This is a genomic window from Variovorax sp. 160MFSha2.1 (assembly GCF_048305075.1).
Lineage (GTDB): Bacteria > Pseudomonadota > Gammaproteobacteria > Burkholderiales > Burkholderiaceae_C > Variovorax > Variovorax guangxiensis.
Genome location: NZ_CP157624.1, coordinates 406634 through 425670, shown reverse-complemented (window position 1 = coordinate 425670; position 19037 = coordinate 406634). Strand labels below are relative to the sequence as shown.

Below are 19037 nucleotides of genomic sequence, written 5' to 3'. Positions count from 1 at the left end.
TCCGATGCCGCTGCCAGCACCCGCCACCAATCCTTCGCCAGCCAACGCCTATCTGCCACGCGACGTGGTCAACGCGCCCGAGGTCAAGGCAGCGATCACCCGGCGCAGCACCGAACGGGGCGACGAGCCCGACATGCAGGCGTGGCTGCGCAACCATTTCTTCCGCTGGGCGATCGGCAGCTTCGAGCATGTGGTGCCGCTGCGATCGATTGCCGACTATCAGGCCGTGACCGGCACCGGCGATCCGGTGCCGGAGTGGCTGGCCAGGCTCCTGCGGCCTTCCGCTGCCGGGGCCGGCAAGGACTGCTGGTATCTCGACCCCGAGCATCTCCTGCTGATCGAACGCGAGCGCGTGCTGGTCGAGTTCCTGCGTTCGCGGCGTGGCACGCGGCTCGAACAGAAGCTGCAACGCATCAACTGCTTCATGGCGCTGACGATGTGGGAGCAGGAGCACCAGCGCATGCAGTCGCGCCGCAGCAAGGGCTGGGTCCCCAGCAGCGGCCTGGCCCTGCGCGAAGTACTGCGCACGCCCAACGGCGTGATCTTCGAATTCGACGGCCGGCACGCCGCGCTGCGCGAGGAAATGGCGTACGAGTCCTACCACATGCAGCACTGCCTGGGCCAGTTCGCGAGCCTCAAGAAGCTCAGCGGCGGCTACGGAGAGCAGTACGCGCAGGCGGCGCAGGACGGCCGGCTGCGCCTGTTCACGCTGCGCAGCGCGGGCAACATGCCGCACGTGACCATCAGCCTCGCCGTGCATCCGGACGGCCTGCGCGTGGACCAGATCAAGGGCAAGCAGAACCGCCACCCGATCCGCAAGTACGCGGACGACGTGCTGCAGTTCCTGCGCACCGTCGCGCCACGGGGCGAACGGCATCCCGACTGCGAAGGCATGGGCCTGGTGTTCGAACCCGAGGCGACCGCGCAAGACACATCCGCCGGCCGATGGAAGTTCGTCACCGAGGTGGGCGACGCCAACTATCTGCTCAGCGTGATGAGCGCCAACTTCCACCTGGCCGAGCACTTCGAGCAACCGCCGGCCGTGCTGCAATGGCTGTTGCTGCGCATTGCGCCAGGCGAACTGGCGCGGCTTCGGCAGATCGACCCGGGAGTGGCTGCAGCCGCGCGCCTCACGCTGCCGCACGACGCGCTGCCGGCCGCACTGCGGGAGATGCCCGCGGGGGCCTGCGAGATCGAGGGCATTCCGCTCGATCTCGTCCGCAAAGGCGCCGCATGCTGACGGCGCTCGCGTGGCTCGCCGGCCTGGTGGTGCTCTTCATCGCGCTGCGCACGGCTGCCGTCTTGTGGGGCGTGGTGCGCGAAGGCGACGGTCAGGACGGCAGCAACACGGCCTTGCCCGCCAGGGACGATCCCGCGCTGCGAGCCCTCCGCGCCAGGGCCGAAGCCGCGCCGCCCAATCGCCGCCGCTGGGCTCTTGCGCTCTGTGACATTCTGTCGATTCGCAACGGCCTTCCATGCAACGGCGACACGCTGGCGCTCGACCTTCCCGCGGACAGGCGCGAGCAGCTCGGGCGCCAGGTGCTGCGCGAAATGAACATCGCCGCCGACCTCCCCGCTCCGGCCATCGGCGCACGCATGCAGGAAGCGCTCGACGGCTGGGTCGGGGGCCTGGGGCGCTCGCACGACGGCTTCTACGAACAGCTCGCGGCACAAGGCCGCGTACGCGACGCGCTGGCGTTCGACTGCGCGCGCACGGCCTTCCTGGTGCGTTGCATCGCCCACCTCGGCTGGGTGCCGGAGGCACGCGCCTGGCTGGTGCTCTTTCTCAACGCGCAGCGCGCGCAGGACAGCTTCGAGAGCTGGGAAGACTTCGGCCTGGCCTACGCCCGGGCGCGCGAGCACTGGCTGCGCATGAGCAACCAGGACGGCCCCGCCTCGACACGCGCCATGATGGAAGTGCACGAACACCTTCGCAACGCCGAAGGCAGCTGGCTCGCACTGCCCTGGAAGCGCTATCGCATCTTCGACCCCCAGCCTCGGCCCGCCTGACGAGTGCTGGCGTCTCCGTTTCCTTTTTTGCAACTCACGCCATGACCACGATCGCTCCGATTCCTTCGCCGTGGAAAGTCTGCGACGCCAGTGCGCTGCTGCGCGCAGGCGACTACGACACGCTCGACCAGCTCTTCGATGAGGCGCTCGCCGCGAGCTTTCACGATCGCACCAGCGAAGAGCGGTACCACGCCGCACTGCCCGCCGACCTGAAGGACTGCATCGATTCGGGCTCCGAAGGACTGGCGCTTCTGCGCGCCTGGCAGGCGGCCCGACCGGAGTCGGCGCACGCATGGCTGTGCGAGGCGCACTACTGGTTCCACTGGGCCTACGAGTACCGGGGCTCCGGCTGGTCGAACACGGTGACCGAGCTGGGATGGACCTGCGCCCACGCCTGCTGCACGCACGCGGCGGTCTGCGCCATTCGGGCGCTGGAGCGAAGCCCCACGCTGTGGAGCGCGCCCGCCCTGCTGATGCAGAGCGTGGCCGCCTTCGAGGAGCCCGCATGGCTGTCGGAACTGGTGCGCAGCGGCCGCGGCCCGGCCGGCGAGCTGGCGCACGACCTGGCGCTCGAAGGCATGCCTGCCGACGCGCGCGACGAATTGCTGGCCATGCTCGCGCGCTCCGGCATCCGCGCCGACGAACGCATTGCCTGTCCTCAGACCGTACCCGAGTCCCTGCCACCACCGATGCAAGGCAAGAAGCTGCTGAGCGGCAGGCAGTACTGGATGCACGCCACGATCCATCTGCATCCGCGCCTGTTCTTCTTCCTGCGCCAATGCATCTGGTTCATGCAGCCGCGCTGGGGCGGCAGCCACGACCGGGTGCGGGCCTTCATCGCTTCGCCTACTTGCGCGCACCTGGACGAGGTCGAGAAAGACCGGCTGCGCCATGAGATCTGGCGCGACGACCATCTGGGGAACGAGGTGGACGAGGACGACGATCCCGAAGACGTTCGCCAGTGGATCGAAGCCACCCGCAAGCGCGCCGAAGAGGCCCTGTACCCCTATCACCGCTGGGAGACCCTGTACTGGATTTCCAGCGCCCACTACGGACGCGGTGATCAGCCGCAGGCTCTCGCCTTCCTCAAGGAAGCGGAGGCGCACTGGCCCATCGAAGACGACGACGCGATGGTCCGGGCTGTGTTCTTGTCGTTCCAGCTCGAGCCGCAGGATCCGTCGTGGCTGGGCCAGGCCATCGTGCGCAGCGCCAATGCCGGGGAATGCACTGCCGCGATGATCCTCCACGGGTACTGCAGCCTGAAGGGCCTGCTGGGCTTTGTTCCGAACGCGGCGGCCGCAGAAGCCTGGCTCGAGGCCGCGCGCCGGCACGCCCCCGGCTCGCTCGCATGGAACAAGGTGTCCTACGCGTTCCGCAGGGGCAATCGCGAAGCGGATGCATTCGAACTGGCGACCATGGGCCTGGCCGCGGGCGGCGATTCCTGCGACTACCTGCTCGGCCTGTTCCACGAGGAAGGCGTGCACGTCGCGCCCGACCTGGGCAAGGCCATTCGCTATTACGGCCAGACGGCCGAAGGCGGCGGCAACATGGGTGCATACAAGCTGGGTTACGCCAGCTACAACCTCGGCCAGGCCACCCAGGAACCGGCCGAGCGTTCACGTCTCCTGCGGCAGGCCGTGGAAGCCGCTCGCCAGGCACACGAACTGGGGCACTCCGAGGGCCTCGAAAGCATGCTGATGTTCATCGGCGCGCTGGAGGACGTTCCCGCGCGCCATGAATACCTCGAGCTGGTACGCGAACACGCACAGCAAGGCGATGCCACCGCCATGGCCACGATGTCGGTGCTGCTGGCTGACAGCGACGACAAGAAGCTCTACGACTACCGCGAAAGCGTGCGATGGATCATGGGCGCGCAGGCCGTCGCCCCCGAAAGCGAATACGTCCGGAACGTGACGAAGACCTGTCACCAGGACGGCTTCCTGTCGTCCACGCTCTACAAGCTCACGCGGCGCCAGATCAAGGCACACGAGATTCCCGGCGCCGACAACGCGATGGTCTGAGCTTCAGCGCGACAGCTCCGGCAGCGCCTTCTCCAGCGTGGCGACGAAGGCCTGCATGGCCTCCGTCTCGTACGCCCCGCGCTTGGTGATGCGGTAGAAGTCGAGCCCCACCTTCGGCTTGGTCAGCACGTCGGTGCGCACGCGGTGGCGGCGGCAGGCGGCGAGCGCGAAGGTCGGCATCACGGCGGTGCCGAAGCCGGCCTCCACCATCGAGATCAGCGTGCCGAAGAAGTTGAATGCGGTGCGCTGCGCATCGGCGCGGCCGATGGCGGCGAGATGCTGGTCGATCACCTTCTGGATCGGGTTGCCCGGCGGCAGGCCGACGAGCTCGGCGCCGCGCAATGCCGACCAGGGCGCGGTGCCTGTGGCCTGCGGCTCTCCGGCCTCCACGCGCATCAGGTGAAAGCGCCCCACCGGCTCGCGCGACAGCCCCGGCGCGGCCTTGAAGAAGAAGCCCAGGCCCACATCGGCCTCGCCGGCGGCCACCATCGCCTCCACGTCGCGCAGGTCGGCGTCGAAGAGGCGCAGGCTCACCTGCGGATGCGCGGCGCGGAAGCTGGCGAACACCTGCGGCAGAAGGTTCGACGACACCAGCGGCGTGGCCGCGATGCGCAGCGTCTGGCGTGCCGCGTCGCCCTCGGCGCCCAGCTCGGCGGCCACGTCGTCGAGGTCGGTCACCATGCGCTCGACCACCGGCAGCAGGCGCCGGCCCGCGGGCGTGAGGCTCACCACGCGCGTGGTGCGGTCGAAGAGCCGGCAGCCCAGCTGCTTTTCCATCTCGCGGATCAGGATGCTGAGCCCGGCCTGCGTGATGTGCGCCTGCTCTGCTGCGCGGGTGAAGTTGCCCACGCGCGCCACCTGGAGGAAAGCGCGCAGCTGGCGGGTCGATAGATTCATATGAATTCATGATAAATCCATATCACATCTAAATTTCCCAAATGATCCGTCTGCGTTCCTAATGCGGGCCGAGACAAAGCAACGCGTCGCAACGACCGATCATCATGAGCAACGAAGTCATCATCCTGGGCGCCGGCATCGGCGGCCTCACCCTCGCGCTGAGCCTGCACCAGGCTGGCATTCCCTGTCGCGTGTACGAAGCCGTGCCCGAACTCAAGCCGCTGGGCGTGGGCATCAACCTGCTTCCGCACGCGGTGCGCGAACTCACCGAACTCGGGCTGCTGGAGGCCCTCGACAAGGTGGGCGTGCGCACGAAGGAGGCCGTGTTCTTCACCGAGCACGGCCAGCTGGTGTTCCGCGAGGCGGCGGGCCGGCATGCGGGCTACGACTGGCCCCAGTTCTCCATCCACCGCGGCGACCTGCAGACGGTGCTGTACGAAGAGACGCTCAAGCGCCTCGGCCCCGACAGCGTGGTGTGCGGCCGCCGCTGCACGCACGTGGAGCAGGACGCGGACGGCGTCACCGTGCATTTCGCCGATGCGCCGCCTGTGCGCGGCGCAGTCGCCGTGGGCTGCGACGGCATCCACTCGGCGCTGCGCAAGCAGCTCTATCCGGACGAAGGCGCGCCGCGCTACTCGGGCATCAACATGTGGCGGGGCACCGCGCGCTGGAAGCCTTTCCTCTCCGGCGGCAGCATGGTGCGCGCGGGCTGGCTGTCGGTCGGCAAGATGGTGATCTACCCGATCCGCGACAACATCGACGCCGAGGGCCGCCAGCTGGTGAACTGGGTCGCCGAGATCCACGCGCCGCAGCCCGCCATGCGCGACTGGAGCCGCGCGGGCCGGCTCGAAGACTTCCTGCCGGCCTTCGCCGACTGGCATTTCGACTGGCTCGACGTGCCCGCGCTGATCCTCGCCTCCGACACCATCCTCGAATATCCGATGGTCGACCAGGACCCGCTGCCGCGCTGGACGCACGGCCGCCTCACGCTGCTGGGCGACGCCGCGCACCCGATGGTTCCGCGCGGCTCCAACGGCGCGGGGCAGGCCATCATCGATGCGCGCTACCTCGCGGGTGCTCTGAAGAAGATGGGCGTCGGAGCGGCCGCGCTCGAAGACTACGACCGCGTGCGCGTCAGGGCCACCACCGACGTGGTGCTGACCAACCGCAGCAATCCGCCCGACGCCATCCTGCGCGAAGTGTTCGAGCGCTCGGGCGGAAAGCGCTTCGAGAGCATCGAGCAGGTCGTGCCCGTTGCCGAGCTGCAGGCCATCTCGGACAACTACAAGCGCGTGGCGGGCTACGACCCTGCCGCCCTGAAGGCGCGCGCTTCCTACCTTTGAACCCGACAGGCAACCCCGGAAGAACACGGAGACTGAAAAGACCATGCGATCGCTGATCAAGAAGACCCTCGCCGCCCTGCTCGTCATGGCAGGCACCGCTACCACCGCATTCGCCTGGCCCGACCAGGCCATCACTCTGGTGGTGCCCTACACCCCCGGCACCGGCATCGATCTGATCGCCCGCCAGCTCTCGGCACGCCTGCCCGCGAAGCTGGGCCAGCCGGTGATCGTGGAGAACGTGGCCGGCGCCAGCGGCAACATCGGCAGCGAGCGCGTGGCGCGCGCCAAGCCCGACGGCTACACGCTGCTGGTGCAGGTCAACACGCTGGTGATGAACCGCAGCCTGTATCGCTCGCTGAGCTACGACCCGGTGGCCGACTTCACGCCCGTGTCGCTCACCTCGTGGGGCACGCTGCTGCTGGTGACCAACCCGAACGTGCAGAAGGTGTCGTCGGTACAGCAGATGGTGAGCGCGGCCAAGGCCGAGCCCGGCAAGCTGACCTACGCCACCCCGGGCGTGGGCACGCCGCACCACCTGTCGATGGCGCTGCTCATGCAAGGCACCGGCACCGATCTGCTGCACGTGCCGTACAAGGGCACGGCCGGGGCGGTGACCGACCTGCTGGGCGGGCGCATCGACTACATGTTCCTGCCGGTGCACGTGGCGCTGCAGCACATCCAGGCCGGCAAGCTCAAGGCCATCGCCACCGGCAGCGGCAAGCGCCTGCCGCAGTTGCCCGACGTGCCCACCCTCGCCGAGGCCGGCGTGACCGCCGACAACGTCGACATGTGGTACGGCGTGCTCGCGCCCAAGGGCACGCCCGCGGACGTGGTGGCGCGGCTGAACAAGGAGATCGCGGCGGTGCTGAAGCAGCCCGACGTGGCGAAGTCGTTCGAGTCGCAGGGCATGGTGCCGGCGAGCTCGACGCCGGCGGAGTTCGGCACGCTGCTGAAGAAGGATGCGGACCGCTGGGCCACGGTGGTGAAGCGCGGCAATATCACCGCGGATTGAGCCAGACCCGGCTCAGCGCGGCGCCACCTTCCCCGCATGCCGCGCCAGATGCACCTGGTGCAGCGTGATCTTGCGCACCTCTGCCTGGCTGGTCTCGATGTGCGCGCGCAGCAGCATCGCGGCCTGGTCGCCGCGGTTCGCGCGCACCGCCTTCAATATCTTGGCGTGCTCGTCGTAGGTGGCGTCGATGCGCGGCTGCTTGGTGAAGTCGAGGCGACGGATGATGCGGATGCGATCGGTCACGTCGCCGTGCACGCGCGCCATCTCGGCATTGCCGGCGGCGGCCACCAGCGAGCAGTGGAAGGCTTCGTCCCACTGCGCGACCTGCGCCATGTCGGTGCTGCGCTGCGCCGCGGGCACCAGCCAGATGTCGGCCAGCATCTCCAGCAGGCGGCGGTCGATGTGGCGGTCGGTCTCGCACAGGCGGTGCACGGCGGTGGTCTCCAGCACCATGCGCAGGTCGTAGAGCTGCTCGAACTGGTCGAAGTCGAAGGGCAGCACGCGCCATCCGCTGCGAAACAGAACCTCGACGAACCCCTCCTGCTGCAGCCTGAACAGCGCCTGCCGCACCGGCGTGCGCGACACGCCGAGCCGGTCGCTGATCTCGCTCTCGGTGAAGCGGTCGCCCGGCACCAGGATGAAATCGGCCACGTCGCGCTTGAGCTGCGCGTAGACCTCGTCGGCCCGTGTGCGGAAGACCGCCGCGTCGGGAGCGGCAACGGGAGTTTCTGGGCTGGATCGGGCTGTGGACACGGCTGGAATGTTAGTCGCAGGCGCCGGCTTCATCGAAGGCTCTTCAGCGCGGAAAGCAACGCCGTGCCCGGCGCCGTCCAGCCGACGATGCCGCCCTGCGCGCGCACCATGTCGAGCGTGGCCGCCTTGAACGCGGGAAAGTAGCTCTCGGTGCAGTCCTCCAGCAGCAGGCAGTCGTAGCCCCGGTCGTTGGCTTCGCGCATACTGGTCTGCACGCAGACCTCGGTGGTGACGCCGCCGAACAGCAGATGCGTGATGCCGCGCGCCTGCAGCAGCTCGTGCAGGCCGGTGGCGTAGAACGCGCCCTTGCCCGGCTTGTCGATCACGATCTCGCCGTCGACGGGTGCGAGCGCCTCGACGATCTGGTTGCCCGGCTCCCCCGCCACGAGGATGCGGCCCATCGGCCCTTCGTCGCCGATGCGCAGCGTGGGGTTGCCGCGATTGCGCTTGGCCGGCGGGCAATCGGAAAGATCGGCCTTGTGGGCCTCGCGCGTGTGCACGACAAGCCCGCCCGCCTGCCGCCATGCGTGCAGCACGGCCTTCGTCGCGGGAACGATGGCTTCGAGCAGGGACACGTCGTTGCCAAGCGTTTCGCCGAAACCACCGGGCTCGATGAAGTCGCGCTGCATGTCGATCAGCACGAGCGCCGTGCGTGAAACGTGGAACTCATAGGGAAAGGGGTTGGCTTTGTCGATGTGCATGCTGGTTCTCAAGAATGTTCCGGATCGGGCCAGCGGCTAGGCCGCACCTTCGTGATGCCCACCGCCCATATGCGCCCCGATCACATGCCGCTGCGCTCCAGCAGCCGATGTCTCGAACACGATCCGCCCCTCGCTCATCACGACGATGCGGTCCGCCAGCTCGAGCAACTCGTCGAGGTCCTCGCTGATGAGCAGCACAGCCCCGCCCTTCTCCCGCACCTGCACGATGCGCGAATGGATCTCCGCGACCGCGGCAAAGTCCAGCCCGAACACCGGATTCGCCGCGATCAGCACATTGATGTCGCCCGCCAGTTCGCGCGCCAGCACCGCACGCTGCACATTGCCACCCGAGAGGCTGCGGATCGGCGCGCCCTCGCCCCGGGTCTTCACGCCGTATTCGGCGATCCACTCGCGCGCCCTGCTGCGCCAGTACGGAAAGCTCAGCACGCCGGCTCGCGACAGCGGCGGCTGGTCGAAGTCGCGCAGCGCCATGTTCTCCGCGACGCTCAGGTCGCCGACGCATGCATTGCGCAACGGCTCCTCCGGCAGGCTGCGCACCTTGAGCTCGTGGTTCTCGGCGCGGCGTGCCGCGTAAGGTTGCCCCATCACCGTGACCTTGCCCGCAAGGCGCGGGCGCTGCCCCACCAGCGCTTCGACCAGCTCGCACTGCCCGTTGCCCGAGACGCCGGCCACGCCGAGGATCTCCCCCCCACGCACCGACAGGCTCAGCTCGTGCAGCGCCAGCGTGCCGCGATCGCCCTGCGCCTTCAGTCCTTGGACCTCCAGCGCGACCGGCGCGCCGGCGGGCACGGGCGTTCTTGCAACGCAAGCCTGCGCCGCAGGCGAGGCAGCCACCTGTTCGCCCCCCATCATGGCCTGCGCCAGTTGCGCCGGGCTGGTGTCGGCCACGCGGCAATGGTGCACCGCCTTGCCGCGCCTGAGCACCGTCACGCTGTCGGCGTACGCCATCACCTCGCGGAACTTGTGCGTGATGATCAGCACCGTGCACAGCCCGCTGCGCGCGAACTCGCGCACGTGGCCCAGCACCTCGTCGGCCTCCTGCGGCGTGAGCACCGAGGTCGGCTCGTCGAGGATCAGCAGGCGCGGCTTCAGGTAGAGCTGCTTGAGCAGTTCGAGCTTCTGCTTCTCGCCCGCCGCAAGTTCGGCAGGCCGCGCGTCGAGGTCGAGGCTGAACGGCGTGGTCGCCAGGAAGGCCTCCAGCTCCGCGCGCTTGCGCTTCCAGTCGATGATGGCGGGCGTCTTTCCACCGGCCAGCAGCAGGTTCTCGGCCACCGTCATGCCCGGCGCAAGCGTGAAGTGCTGGTAGACCATGCCGATGCCCAGCGCGCGCGCCACGATGGGGTTAGCGATGTCCTGCTCGCGCCCGTCGATGAGGATGCTGCCCTCCTCCGCGCGCTGGAAACCCGCCACGCATTTCACCAGCGTGCTCTTGCCCGCGCCGTTCTCGCCGAGCAGCGCATGCACCGTGCCGGGCTCGACGCGCATCGTCACGCGGTCCATCGCGGTGAAGTCGCCGAAGCGCTTGGTGAGCTCGTAGGTGTCGAGCGCGAGCGCGCCGCTGCCCGCCGGCAGGCCGCCGATGGCGTGAGAGGAAGAAGACGCGGCGCCCATGGCGGTCAGCCGAGCGCCGCCAGCAGCGCCTGCGAGGTGGCGTGCGCGCCGAACACGCCGCCCTGCATGGTGATCATCTTCAGCGCGGCGAGGTGGTTGCCGTAGTCGGTGGCCGCCGTGCAGTCAGACAGCAGCAGGCATTCGAAGCCGCGGTCGTTGGCGTCGCGCATCGTGGTGTGCACGCACACGTCGGTGGTGATGCCCGCGAGGATGATGTTCTCGATGCCGCGCGTACGCAAAATCAGTTCGAGGTCGGTCGCGTAGAACGAGCCCTTGCCGGGCTTGTCGATGATCACCTCGCCCGGCAGCGGCGCCAGCTCGGGAATGATTTCCCAGCCCGGCTCGCCGCGCACCAGGATGCGCCCGCACGGCCCGTCGTCGCCGATGCCCACGCCGTTCGCGCCGATCTGCCGCGAGCGCCAGCGCTTGTTGGCCGGCAGGTCGCCGAGATCGGGCCGGTGGCCCTCGCGCGTGTGGATGATGTGATAGCCCAGCGGCCGCAGCGCCGCCAGCGTGCGCGCGATCGGCTGGATGGGCGCCTGCACCAGGGAGAGGTCGTAGCCCATCACGTCCACGTAGCCGCCCTTGCCGCAGAAGTCGGTCTGCATGTCGATGACGACGAGCGCCGTGTTGTCGGGGCGCATGTTCGCGTTGTAGGGCCAGACGTAGGGCTCGGCGGCGACGGTCTTTGTTGTCGTTGTCGTCATGGCGTTCAGTTCCTTGTCGATGAGAGTTCGCCGGGGCTGCCTGCGGCGGCGCTTCCCGGCCTGCAGGTGAACACCAGGATCACCAGCGTGAGCACGTAAGGCACGGTGTTGAAGAGGTGGTAGCCCCAGCCGATGCCGATGGACTGCAGCGCCGGGCCGATGGCGCCAGCGCCGCCGAAGAGCAGCGCCGCGCCCACGCAGCGCAGCGGGCTCCAGCGCGCGAAGATCACCAGCGCCACCGCGATCAGGCCCTGGCCGCTGGAGATGCCTTCGTTCCAGCTGCCCGGATAGAAGAGCGTGAGCGACGCGCCGCCCAGCCCGGCGATGAAGCCGCCCGCCGTGGTGGCCGCGATGCGCAGCCCCGAGACCGAATAGCCGAGCGCGCGCGTGGCCTGCGCCGAGTCGCCCGCCATGCGCACCAGCAGCCCGGCGCGCGTGCGCGCGAAGCCCCACCACAGCAGCACCGCGAGCGCCACGCCGACGGGCACCAGCGCGTTGAGCTGCAGGGCCGAGCGCACGACAGGGTTGTCGCTCCAGAAGCCCAGCGGGATCGCCGGGATCTGCGGCGCCTGCGGCTGGATCAGCGGCTTGCCCAGGTAGAACGCGAGCCCCGTGCCCAGCAGCATCAGCGCGATGCCGGTCGCCACGTCGTTCACGCGGTCGAGCGAGCACAGCAACCCGTGCAGCAGCGCGAGCGCGGCGCCGGCCGCCGCCCCGATCAGCACGCCCAGCCAGGCCGAGTCGGTGAGGTAGGCACCGCCGAAGGCCGCCATGGCCGACAGCACCAGCACGCCTTCGAGGCCGAGGTTGATGCGGCCCGACTTCTCGGTCAGGCACTCGCCCAGGCTCACGAAAAGAAAGGGCGCGCCCACGCGCAATGCGCCGCCGACGATGCCGGCGACCAGCGCGATCCATTGGTCGGCCGTCATGTGTAGCTCCTTGCTTCCGGAAGCATGCGGTCGCCGAACTTCTTCCAGTCGACCGTGCGCAGGCCTTCGCTCGCGAGGATCAGCACGAAGGCGATGCCCTGCAGCACCAGCACCGATGCATCGGGCAGGCCCAGCCGCCGTTGCAGCAGGCTGCCCGCCGCGCCGAAGCCGCCGAACAGGATCGCCACCGGCACGATGGCCACCGGGTTGTGCCGCGCGATGAACGACACCAGGATGCCCGCGTAGCCGTAGCCCGCGATCAGCGATGCGTTCGCGTTGGTGTGCACCGCCGCCACCTCGATGGCGCCCGCGAGCCCCGCGCATGCGCCACCGAGCCCGCAGGCCGAAAGAATGAGCCGCGTGGCTGGCAAGCCGACGAGCTGCGCGGTGCGCGGATTGCCGCCCACCACCCGCACCGAGAAACCCGAGGCCGTGGCGCGCAGCCACCAGCCGAGCCCGAGGCAGGCCACGATGCCGACCACCAGCCCCCAGTGCACGTCGGAACCGCCGATGCCGCCGATCAGCAGCCCGTCACCCAGCGCGTAGGTCGAGGGCTTGTTGAGGCTGGCCGGATCGCGCAGCGGCCCTTCGACCAGGTGCTTGAAGATGCCGATGGCGATGTAGGCCAGCAGCAGGCTGCTGATGGTCTCGTTGATGCCTCGATACTGGCGCAGCCAGCCCGCGAGCACGATCCACAACGCGCCCGCGAGCGCACCGGCAATGCACACGGCCACGGTGCCGACGACGTTGCCCGGCAGCGGCACCGCATGCGCCAGCGCCGCGCAGGCCAACCCGCCCAGCACCAGCGCGCCCTCGCCGCCGATCACGATGAGACCCGCGCGCGCGGGCAGTGCCACGCACAGCGCGGTGAGCATCAGCGGCGCCGCGCGCTGCAGCGTGTTCTGCCACGAGAACCAGTCGCCGAACGCGCCCTTGAACAGCGTGGCCCACACCTCCACCGCGTCGATACCGGCGAAGGCCACCACCAGCCCGAACAGCAGCAGCGCCGCCGCGATGGCGAACACCGGCAGGGCCAGTTCCTTGAAGAGCGCGCTGCGCATGTCGGTCATGCAGTGCGGGTCAGACCGAGCCCACGACGCCTTCGACGAGGTAGTTCATCTTCTCGAGCTCCAGGTCGGTCTGCTTCAGGACCTTGCCCGCCGGCACCACCACGGCGCCCTTGTTGTCCTTGATGCCGTCCTTGAAGATGTCGAAGCTGCCCGCGATCATCTTCGCCTTGATCTCGTCGGCGTGCTTCTTCGCGGCGTCCGGCACCATGGGGCCGTAGGCCGACATCTTCACGTAGCCTTCCTTCAGGCCACCGCGCAGGAAGTTGGGGTGCGGCTTGCCGGCCTGCGCGGCCTCGATGGCGGTCTTGTAGGCGGTGAGCCAGTTCCACTCGGCGCCGGTGAGGTACGCATTGGGCGCGAGTTTGGCCTGGCTGGCGTGGTAGCCGCAGACCATCTTGCCGCGCTTGGCGGCCGTCTCGACCACCACCTTGGGGCCGTCCACGTGCATGGTGAACACGTCGCAGCCCTGGTCGGCGAGGCTGTTGGTGGCTTCGGCCTCCTTCACCGCCATCGACCAGTCGCCCGTGAAGATCACGCTGCAGGTGATGTTCGGCTTGACCGAGCGCGCGCCGAGCGTGAAGGCGTTGATGTTGCGCAGCACCTGCGGAATGGGCTTGGCGGCGACGAAGGCGATCTTGTTGCTCTTCGTCATGTGCGCGGCGATCACGCCGTTGAGGTACTGGCACTCGTCGATGTAGCCGAAGAAGCTGCCGACGTTCTTGGGGTGCTTGCCCTCGGTCCAGAGGCCGCCGCAGTGCGAGAAGCGCACGTCGGGGTTCTTGGGCGCGACCGCGAGGATGTGCGGATCGAAGTAGCCGAACGAGGTGGGAAAGAGCAGGCCCGCGCCGTCCTGCGAGATCATGCCGGTCATGGTCTTCTGCACGGCCGCCGTCTCGGGCACGTTCTCTTCCTCCACCACCTTCACGCCGGGCAGCTTCTTGATCTCGGCGGCGGCCATGGCGTGCGCCTGGTTGTAGCCGTAGTCGTCGCGCGCGCCGACGTAGATCACGCCGACGGTGAGCGGCTTGGGCTTGGCCTGGGCGGCGGCAAGCGCGCTCCAGCTTCCGAGGCCGCCCGCCGCGCCGAGCGCGGCCAGGGTCTTGAGGGAATCGCGGCGATTGAATTGGCTGGTCATGACGTACTCCGTTGCTGGAAAACAGGTTGAAGGACTGAAGGAAAAAGAAGTGCCTGGGCGCTCAGCCGAGCAGGCTGACGTGCGCCGAGACCACGCGCCAGCCCTCGGGCGTGCGCATCCAGGTCTGGCTCTGGCGGCCGCTTCGCTCGGCGCCTTCGCGGCGGAACTCGCAGTTCGCGGTGGCGAAGTCGCGCCCGTAGGTGGTGATGACGGTCACGAGCAGTTCGCGCGCAAGGCCCTGTGAAGGGCGCGATGCGCGAAAGGCCCGGATCTCGTCGTAGCCGTAGAGGTTTTCGGTGGCGCCATAGCGCAGCGTGGTCGGGCTGTTCCAGAACAGCTCGTCGAGCACCTCGACCTTGTTGTTCACCAGCGCGTCCTCGTAGCGGGCGAAGGCGGCCTGCACTTCGGACAGCACGTCGGGCAGGTTGATGTCGCTTGCGTTCATGCGGGTGTTTCCTCCGAACTGAGTGCGGCGACCGGCGCATGCGCCACGCCCGCGGCTTCGAGTGCCGCGGCCACGCGCAGCACGAGGTCTTCGCGCCACGGCGCGGCGATCACCTGCACGCCGACCGGCAGGTCGGGCTGGTTCGGCTGGTTGGCGTGCGTGCCCCAAACCGGCACGGCGCACACCGGCAGGCCGATGCACGAGAAGGGCTGGGTCAGCAGGCCCATGTTGGGCCGCACCGGCAGCACCTGGCCGTTGACCTCGAAGCTTTCCGCGCCGACGGGCGTGGCCGCGCTGGGCGTGGCCGGGGCCAGCAGGATGTCGTAGCGCGCGAACAGGCGCGCCACCGCCTCGGCATACACACGGCGCACGCGCTGCGCGCGCGCCACCCAGGCGGCCGGCAGCAGCGCTCCGGCCAGGAAGCGGTCGCGCGACAGCGGCTCGAAGTCTTGCGCGCGGCGGCGCAGGTCATCCAGGTGCAGCGCGGCGCCTTCGGCGTTGGTGATGAGGAAGGCGGCGGCCCGCCCGGCCTCGACCAGCGGCAGTTCCACACTGGCCCGCGAGACGCCCGAGCCCAGCGCATCGGCGACCAGATCGACGGCGGCCAGCGCCTGGGCGCCGGCGCGCTGGTGGAAGTAGCCGCCGAGCACGCCGATGCGCAGGCCGCGCGCACCCTGCGCCAGGACGCCCGACACAGGTTCGACGGCCCGCTGCGCGCAGCCGGGGTCGTGCGGGTGGCCAGCGTCTTCTGGGCCCTGCAGCGCGTCGTAGACCAGCGCCAGGTCGCGCGCCGAACGGGCGAAGGGGCCGAGGTGGTCCAGGCTGGATACGAACGGGAAGCTCCCGGTGCGCGGCAGCCGCCCGAACGTGGGCTTGAGGCCGAACACGCCGCACAGCGACGCGGGCACGCGGATCGATCCGTTGGTGTCGGAGCCCAGCGCGAGCGGCACCTGCCCCGCGGCCACCGCGGCACCCGAGCCGCCCGACGAGCCGCCCGCGATGCGCCGGAGGTCGTGCGGGTTGCGCGTGGGGCCTTCATGGCTGTTCTCGGTGGTGAAGCCGTAGGCGTACTCGTCCATGTTGAGCGCGCCCACCAGCACGGCGCCCGCACGCTCCAGCCTTCGCACCAGCGCGGCGTCGGCGCGCGCGGGCGCGGTCTGGCGCTCGATCTTCGAGCCCGCGAGCGTGGGCAGGCCGGCGATGTCGAACAGGTTCTTCACCGCGAACGGCACGCCGAGCAGCGGCAGTTCGCGGGTGCGCGCGCCGTTCGCCGAAGCCAGCGAGGCATCGACCTGCGCCGCGCGGCGCAACGCACGTTCCCCCAGCACTGCAGTGAACGCGTTGACCCGGCCGTCGGTGGCTTCCACGCGCTCGAGGCTGGCCTGCACCAGCGCGGTGGCGCTCGTGGCGCCCGCGCGCACCGCTTCGGCCATGGCGGTCGCGTCGCGCAAGAGCAGGTCCGCGGCGCTCATGCGTCCTTCTCCTCGGGCGCCACCGGAGCGAAATGCACCGCCGGCTCGGCCGACATGGCCAGCGGTACCGACTCCAACAGCGCGGCGAACTCGGCCGCGAGCGCGAAGTAACGCAGCACGCCGGGGCGGTGCGCGGGCGACAGGGGCAACGCGAGCGCCGCCGCGGCGGCGTCGACGTAGCTCTCGATCTGCGTGGGTGTCATGGACGGTTCCTCGGGTCGATGCCTAGCGGCGGACTTCGCGCTGGAAGATGTCGAGGCTGAGCTTCTTCATGGCGACGAAACTCCCGGTGCTGAGCGTCTCCACCGTGCGGGGGCGCGCATCGCCGTAGCGCAGGATCTCCGCGACCCGTGTGGGCCGCTTGGTCAGGAGCAGCACCTCGTCGGCGAGGTACACCGCCTCCTCGAGGTCGTGCGACACCAGCAGCATCGTGGTGCCGGTCTGCATGAACACCTCCTGCAGCTTCTCGCGGATGAAGAGCGTCATCTCGAAGTCGAGCGCGGAGAAGGGCTCGTCGAGAAACAGCACCTCCGGGTTGGGCGCGAGCGCGCGCATGATCGACGCCGTCTGCTGCTGGCCGCCCGAGAGTTCGTACGGGTAGCGCGCGAGGTCGAACTTCACGTCGAAGGAGGCCACCAGCTCTTCCATGCGCCGGTCGACCTCGGCCTTGCTGCGCCCTTCGAGCTTCAGCGGATAGGCGATGTTGTCGATGGTCCGCATCCACGGGAACATCGCCTCGCGGTAGTTCTGGAACACGTAGCCGATCTTGGTGTCCTTGCGCTGCTTGCCGTCGAACAGGATCTCGCCCGAGTCGACGGGGATCAGCCCCGCGATCATGTTGATCAGCGTGGACTTGCCGCAGCCGTTGGGGCCGAACACCGAGACGATCGCGTGCTTCGGGATGTCGAGGTCGAAGTTCTCGTACAGCGGCCAGCCCGCGAAGTACTTGGTGAGCCCTCGGATGGTGATGTGCGTGCCTGCCGGGCCGGGTTTGAAGACCGGCTTCGGAACGTCGGCGTACACCGGGCCGTTGACGACGATGTCCTGCGTGACTTTCATCTTCCGCTCCAGTGCACGATGCGGCGTTCGGCGACCAGGAAGAGGACGTTCAGCGCATAGCCCAGCGCACCCGCCGAAAGAATCGCCGCGTACATGCTCTTCACGTTGAGCACCTGCTGCGCGTCGATGATCCGGTGGCCGAGCCCCGTGTCGGAGCCGATGAACATCTCGGCCACGATGACGATCACCAGCGCCATCGACACCGCCGAACGCAGGCCCACGAAACTGGGCTGCAGGCTTTCCCACACCAGCACGTCCTTGAAGATCTGCCAGCGCGATGCGCCCATGACGCGCGCCGCCATCACGCGCTGCTTGCGCGCGTTCATCACGCCGTAGGCGCTGTTGAACACCACGATGAGCAGCGCGCCGAAGGCGGCGATGGCCACCTTGTTGACGTCGCTCACGCCGAAGATCAGCAGAAACAGCGGGATGAGCGCGGACGACGGCGTGGAGCGGAAGAAGTCGATCAGGAACTCCACGCTGCGGTAGGCGCGCTCGTTGCTGCCCAGCAGCACCCCCAGCGGCACGCCGATGGCCGCCGCGATGACGAAGGCCTGCACGGTGCGCCAAACGGTCATGGCGAAGTCGGTGAGCAGCGGGCCGCCGGCCAGGCCTGTGATGAGCGCCGCGACGGTGTCGGCCGGCGTGGGCAGCAGGATCGGCTTGATGAAGCCCAGCCGCACCGCCAGGTCCCACACGATGAACAGCACCACCGGTCCGATGAAGGGCAGCAGGCGGTCGCGCAGCGGCAGCTTCGGCGCGGCGGTGGCCGCGCTGGCCGGCGGGGTCCACGGCGCGGCCGTGGTCGAGCTTGCTTCGGCCATGGTCTTCAGGCCTTGTAGAGCAGCGTGTCCACCGCGACCTTCTTCTCGAAGATGCCTTTCTCGGTGAACAGGTCGTAGAACTTCTGGAAGTACGCGACGTCGCTGGGCTTGAACTCGTTGTAGAGCATGTACGACGCGAGCGGCACCTCGGCGGTGAGCTTGCCTTCGATGGCGGTGTAGCCCTTCATGAACTGGCGTGCCTCGTCGGGCTTGCTGCGCACCAGCTCCACGCCGCGTGCGTAGGCGGCTATGTACTTCTTCGCGACCTCGGGGTTCTTCCTGATGAAGTCGCTGGTGAGGCTGGCCGCGCCGCCGTGCCACGGCGCCATCGGGTCGCCGAGGATGTACCTGGCCACCACGCCGGCCTCGACGACGCGCGTGGTGCCGTTCATGCGGCCCACGGTGCCGGTGGGCTCCAGCGTGTAGCAGGCGTCGACCTGGCCCGCGACCAGCGCAGCCACGTGCTGGCCGATGGGCAGCTCGCTCACGGTCGCGCCCTTGGCGCCCGCGCGCTCCAGCATGGTCTTGCACAGCGTGACGTTCTGGATGCCGGGGCCCGATGCGACCTTCTTGCCGGCCAGCTCGGCCACCGACTTGACGGGGCTGTCCTTGGCGACGATGAATTCGTCGAGCACGTACTTCGCGTTGCTCGGGTTGGTGCAGAAGATCTTGAACAGCCCGGGCTGCGCGATCTCGCCGATCGCGAGATTGGCGGAGCCCGTGCCGTTGGCGCTGCCGTCGCAGCGGCCCGCGAGCATGCCTTCCATCACCTGCTGCGCGCCGGCGAACTTCAGCGGCTCCACGTCCAGGCCGGCCTCCTTGAAGTAGCCCTTGTCGACCGCCGCGAAGAACGGCAGGCCGGCAGCCACCGGCCAGAAGCCGATGCGCAGCTTCGCAGCCGCGCCCTGCGCGCGCACGATGGCGGGCGCGGCCAGCACTGCCATGCCCGCGGCGCCGGCCTGCAGCAGCTGGCGTCGCCGGCGTGCGGCGGGAGGGTGTTGTTGGATGCTCATCGGAACTCCTCTGA

At 69.0% G+C, this 19037-nt stretch carries 19 protein-coding genes; 5 read left to right on the top strand and 14 right to left on the bottom strand.

Annotated elements, in window-relative coordinates:
* Positions 1–4 precede the first annotated feature (4 nt).
* From ABL838_RS01855 to ABL838_RS01845, 3 genes are read left to right on the top strand one after another with little or no spacing between them, the layout of a single operon-like run.
* Positions 5–1240 carry a hypothetical protein gene (locus ABL838_RS01855; RefSeq protein ID WP_418123862.1) on the top strand — a complete coding sequence of 412 codons (1236 nt, stop codon included), beginning with the start codon at positions 5–7 and terminating at the stop codon, positions 1238–1240.
* Positions 1234–2010, top strand: coding sequence for a DUF1266 domain-containing protein (locus ABL838_RS01850; protein ID WP_184640338.1), 777 nt, complete (start codon positions 1234–1236; stop codon positions 2008–2010). The genes ABL838_RS01855 and ABL838_RS01850 overlap by 7 nt, the downstream gene beginning before the upstream one ends.
* 41 nt (positions 2011–2051) lie before the next feature.
* On the top strand, positions 2052–4031 hold the full coding sequence (locus ABL838_RS01845; RefSeq protein ID WP_418123860.1) for a DUF4034 domain-containing protein: 1980 nt from the start codon (positions 2052–2054) through the stop codon (positions 4029–4031).
* A gap of 3 nt (positions 4032–4034) precedes the next feature.
* Here the strand turns inward: ABL838_RS01845 and ABL838_RS01840 are convergent, their stop codons facing one another.
* The gene (locus ABL838_RS01840; RefSeq protein WP_184640342.1) at positions 4035–4928 is read right to left on the bottom strand and encodes a LysR family transcriptional regulator; all 894 of its coding nucleotides are present in this window, start codon (positions 4926–4928) and stop codon (positions 4035–4037) included.
* Between the two features lie 104 nt (positions 4929–5032).
* On the opposite strand from ABL838_RS01840, the gene ABL838_RS01835 reads away from it, so the two are divergent.
* Both ABL838_RS01835 and ABL838_RS01830 read left to right on the top strand, forming a co-directional pair.
* Positions 5033–6271, top strand: coding sequence for a flavin-dependent oxidoreductase (locus ABL838_RS01835; RefSeq protein ID WP_418123859.1), 1239 nt, complete (start codon positions 5033–5035; stop codon positions 6269–6271).
* Between the two features lie 43 nt (positions 6272–6314).
* Positions 6315–7283, top strand: a complete 969-nt coding sequence (locus ABL838_RS01830; RefSeq protein WP_418123858.1) for a Bug family tripartite tricarboxylate transporter substrate binding protein — start codon at positions 6315–6317, stop codon at positions 7281–7283.
* A 12-nt stretch (positions 7284–7295) separates the two neighbouring features.
* Here the strand turns inward: ABL838_RS01830 and ABL838_RS01825 are convergent, their stop codons facing one another.
* The 13 genes from ABL838_RS01825 to ABL838_RS01765 form a co-directional block, all read right to left on the bottom strand.
* Positions 7296–8069 carry a GntR family transcriptional regulator gene (locus ABL838_RS01825; protein WP_418123857.1) on the bottom strand — a complete coding sequence of 258 codons (774 nt, stop codon included), beginning with the start codon at positions 8067–8069 and terminating at the stop codon, positions 7296–7298.
* Positions 8066–8737: a cysteine hydrolase family protein gene (locus ABL838_RS01820; RefSeq protein ID WP_418123855.1), complete on the bottom strand. Its 672-nt coding sequence runs from the start codon at positions 8735–8737 to the stop codon at positions 8066–8068. The genes ABL838_RS01825 and ABL838_RS01820 overlap by 4 nt, the downstream gene beginning before the upstream one ends.
* 36 nt (positions 8738–8773) lie before the next feature.
* Entirely contained in the window at positions 8774–10369 is a 1596-nt protein-coding gene (locus ABL838_RS01815) for an ABC transporter ATP-binding protein (protein WP_418123853.1), read from the bottom strand.
* A 5-nt stretch (positions 10370–10374) separates the two neighbouring features.
* Positions 10375–11076, bottom strand: coding sequence for a cysteine hydrolase family protein (locus ABL838_RS01810; RefSeq protein WP_418123851.1), 702 nt, complete (start codon positions 11074–11076; stop codon positions 10375–10377).
* 5 nt (positions 11077–11081) lie between these two features.
* Positions 11082–12005 carry an ABC transporter permease gene (locus ABL838_RS01805; protein ID WP_418123849.1) on the bottom strand — a complete coding sequence of 308 codons (924 nt, stop codon included), beginning with the start codon at positions 12003–12005 and terminating at the stop codon, positions 11082–11084.
* Entirely contained in the window at positions 12002–13066 is a 1065-nt protein-coding gene (locus ABL838_RS01800; protein WP_184640591.1) for an ABC transporter permease, read from the bottom strand. The genes ABL838_RS01805 and ABL838_RS01800 overlap by 4 nt, the downstream gene beginning before the upstream one ends.
* Before the next feature lie 19 nt (positions 13067–13085).
* A complete protein-coding gene (locus tag ABL838_RS01795; RefSeq protein ID WP_418123847.1) occupies positions 13086–14210 on the bottom strand; it encodes a BMP family ABC transporter substrate-binding protein in 1125 nt (374 codons plus the stop codon).
* Between the two features lie 61 nt (positions 14211–14271).
* Positions 14272–14655 carry an oxalurate catabolism protein HpxZ gene (hpxZ, locus tag ABL838_RS01790; RefSeq protein WP_369659997.1) on the bottom strand — a complete coding sequence of 128 codons (384 nt, stop codon included), beginning with the start codon at positions 14653–14655 and terminating at the stop codon, positions 14272–14274.
* Entirely contained in the window at positions 14652–16127 is a 1476-nt protein-coding gene (locus ABL838_RS01785) for an AtzE family amidohydrolase (RefSeq protein WP_418123845.1), read from the bottom strand. The genes hpxZ and ABL838_RS01785 overlap by 4 nt, the downstream gene beginning before the upstream one ends.
* On the bottom strand, positions 16124–16330 hold the full coding sequence (locus ABL838_RS01780) for an AtzG-like protein (protein WP_418123843.1): 207 nt from the start codon (positions 16328–16330) through the stop codon (positions 16124–16126). Before ABL838_RS01780 ends, ABL838_RS01785 begins: the two co-directional genes overlap by 4 nt.
* 22 nt (positions 16331–16352) lie before the next feature.
* Positions 16353–17186 carry an ABC transporter ATP-binding protein gene (locus tag ABL838_RS01775; protein ID WP_418123841.1) on the bottom strand — a complete coding sequence of 278 codons (834 nt, stop codon included), beginning with the start codon at positions 17184–17186 and terminating at the stop codon, positions 16353–16355.
* Positions 17183–18010 (bottom strand): ABC transporter permease, encoded by an 828-nt coding sequence (locus tag ABL838_RS01770; protein WP_418123839.1) that lies wholly within the window; start codon positions 18008–18010, stop codon positions 17183–17185. Before ABL838_RS01770 ends, ABL838_RS01775 begins: the two co-directional genes overlap by 4 nt.
* A gap of 5 nt (positions 18011–18015) precedes the next feature.
* A complete protein-coding gene (locus ABL838_RS01765; protein ID WP_418123838.1) occupies positions 18016–19023 on the bottom strand; it encodes an ABC transporter substrate-binding protein in 1008 nt (335 codons plus the stop codon).
* Between the last annotated feature and the right edge of the window lie 14 nt (positions 19024–19037).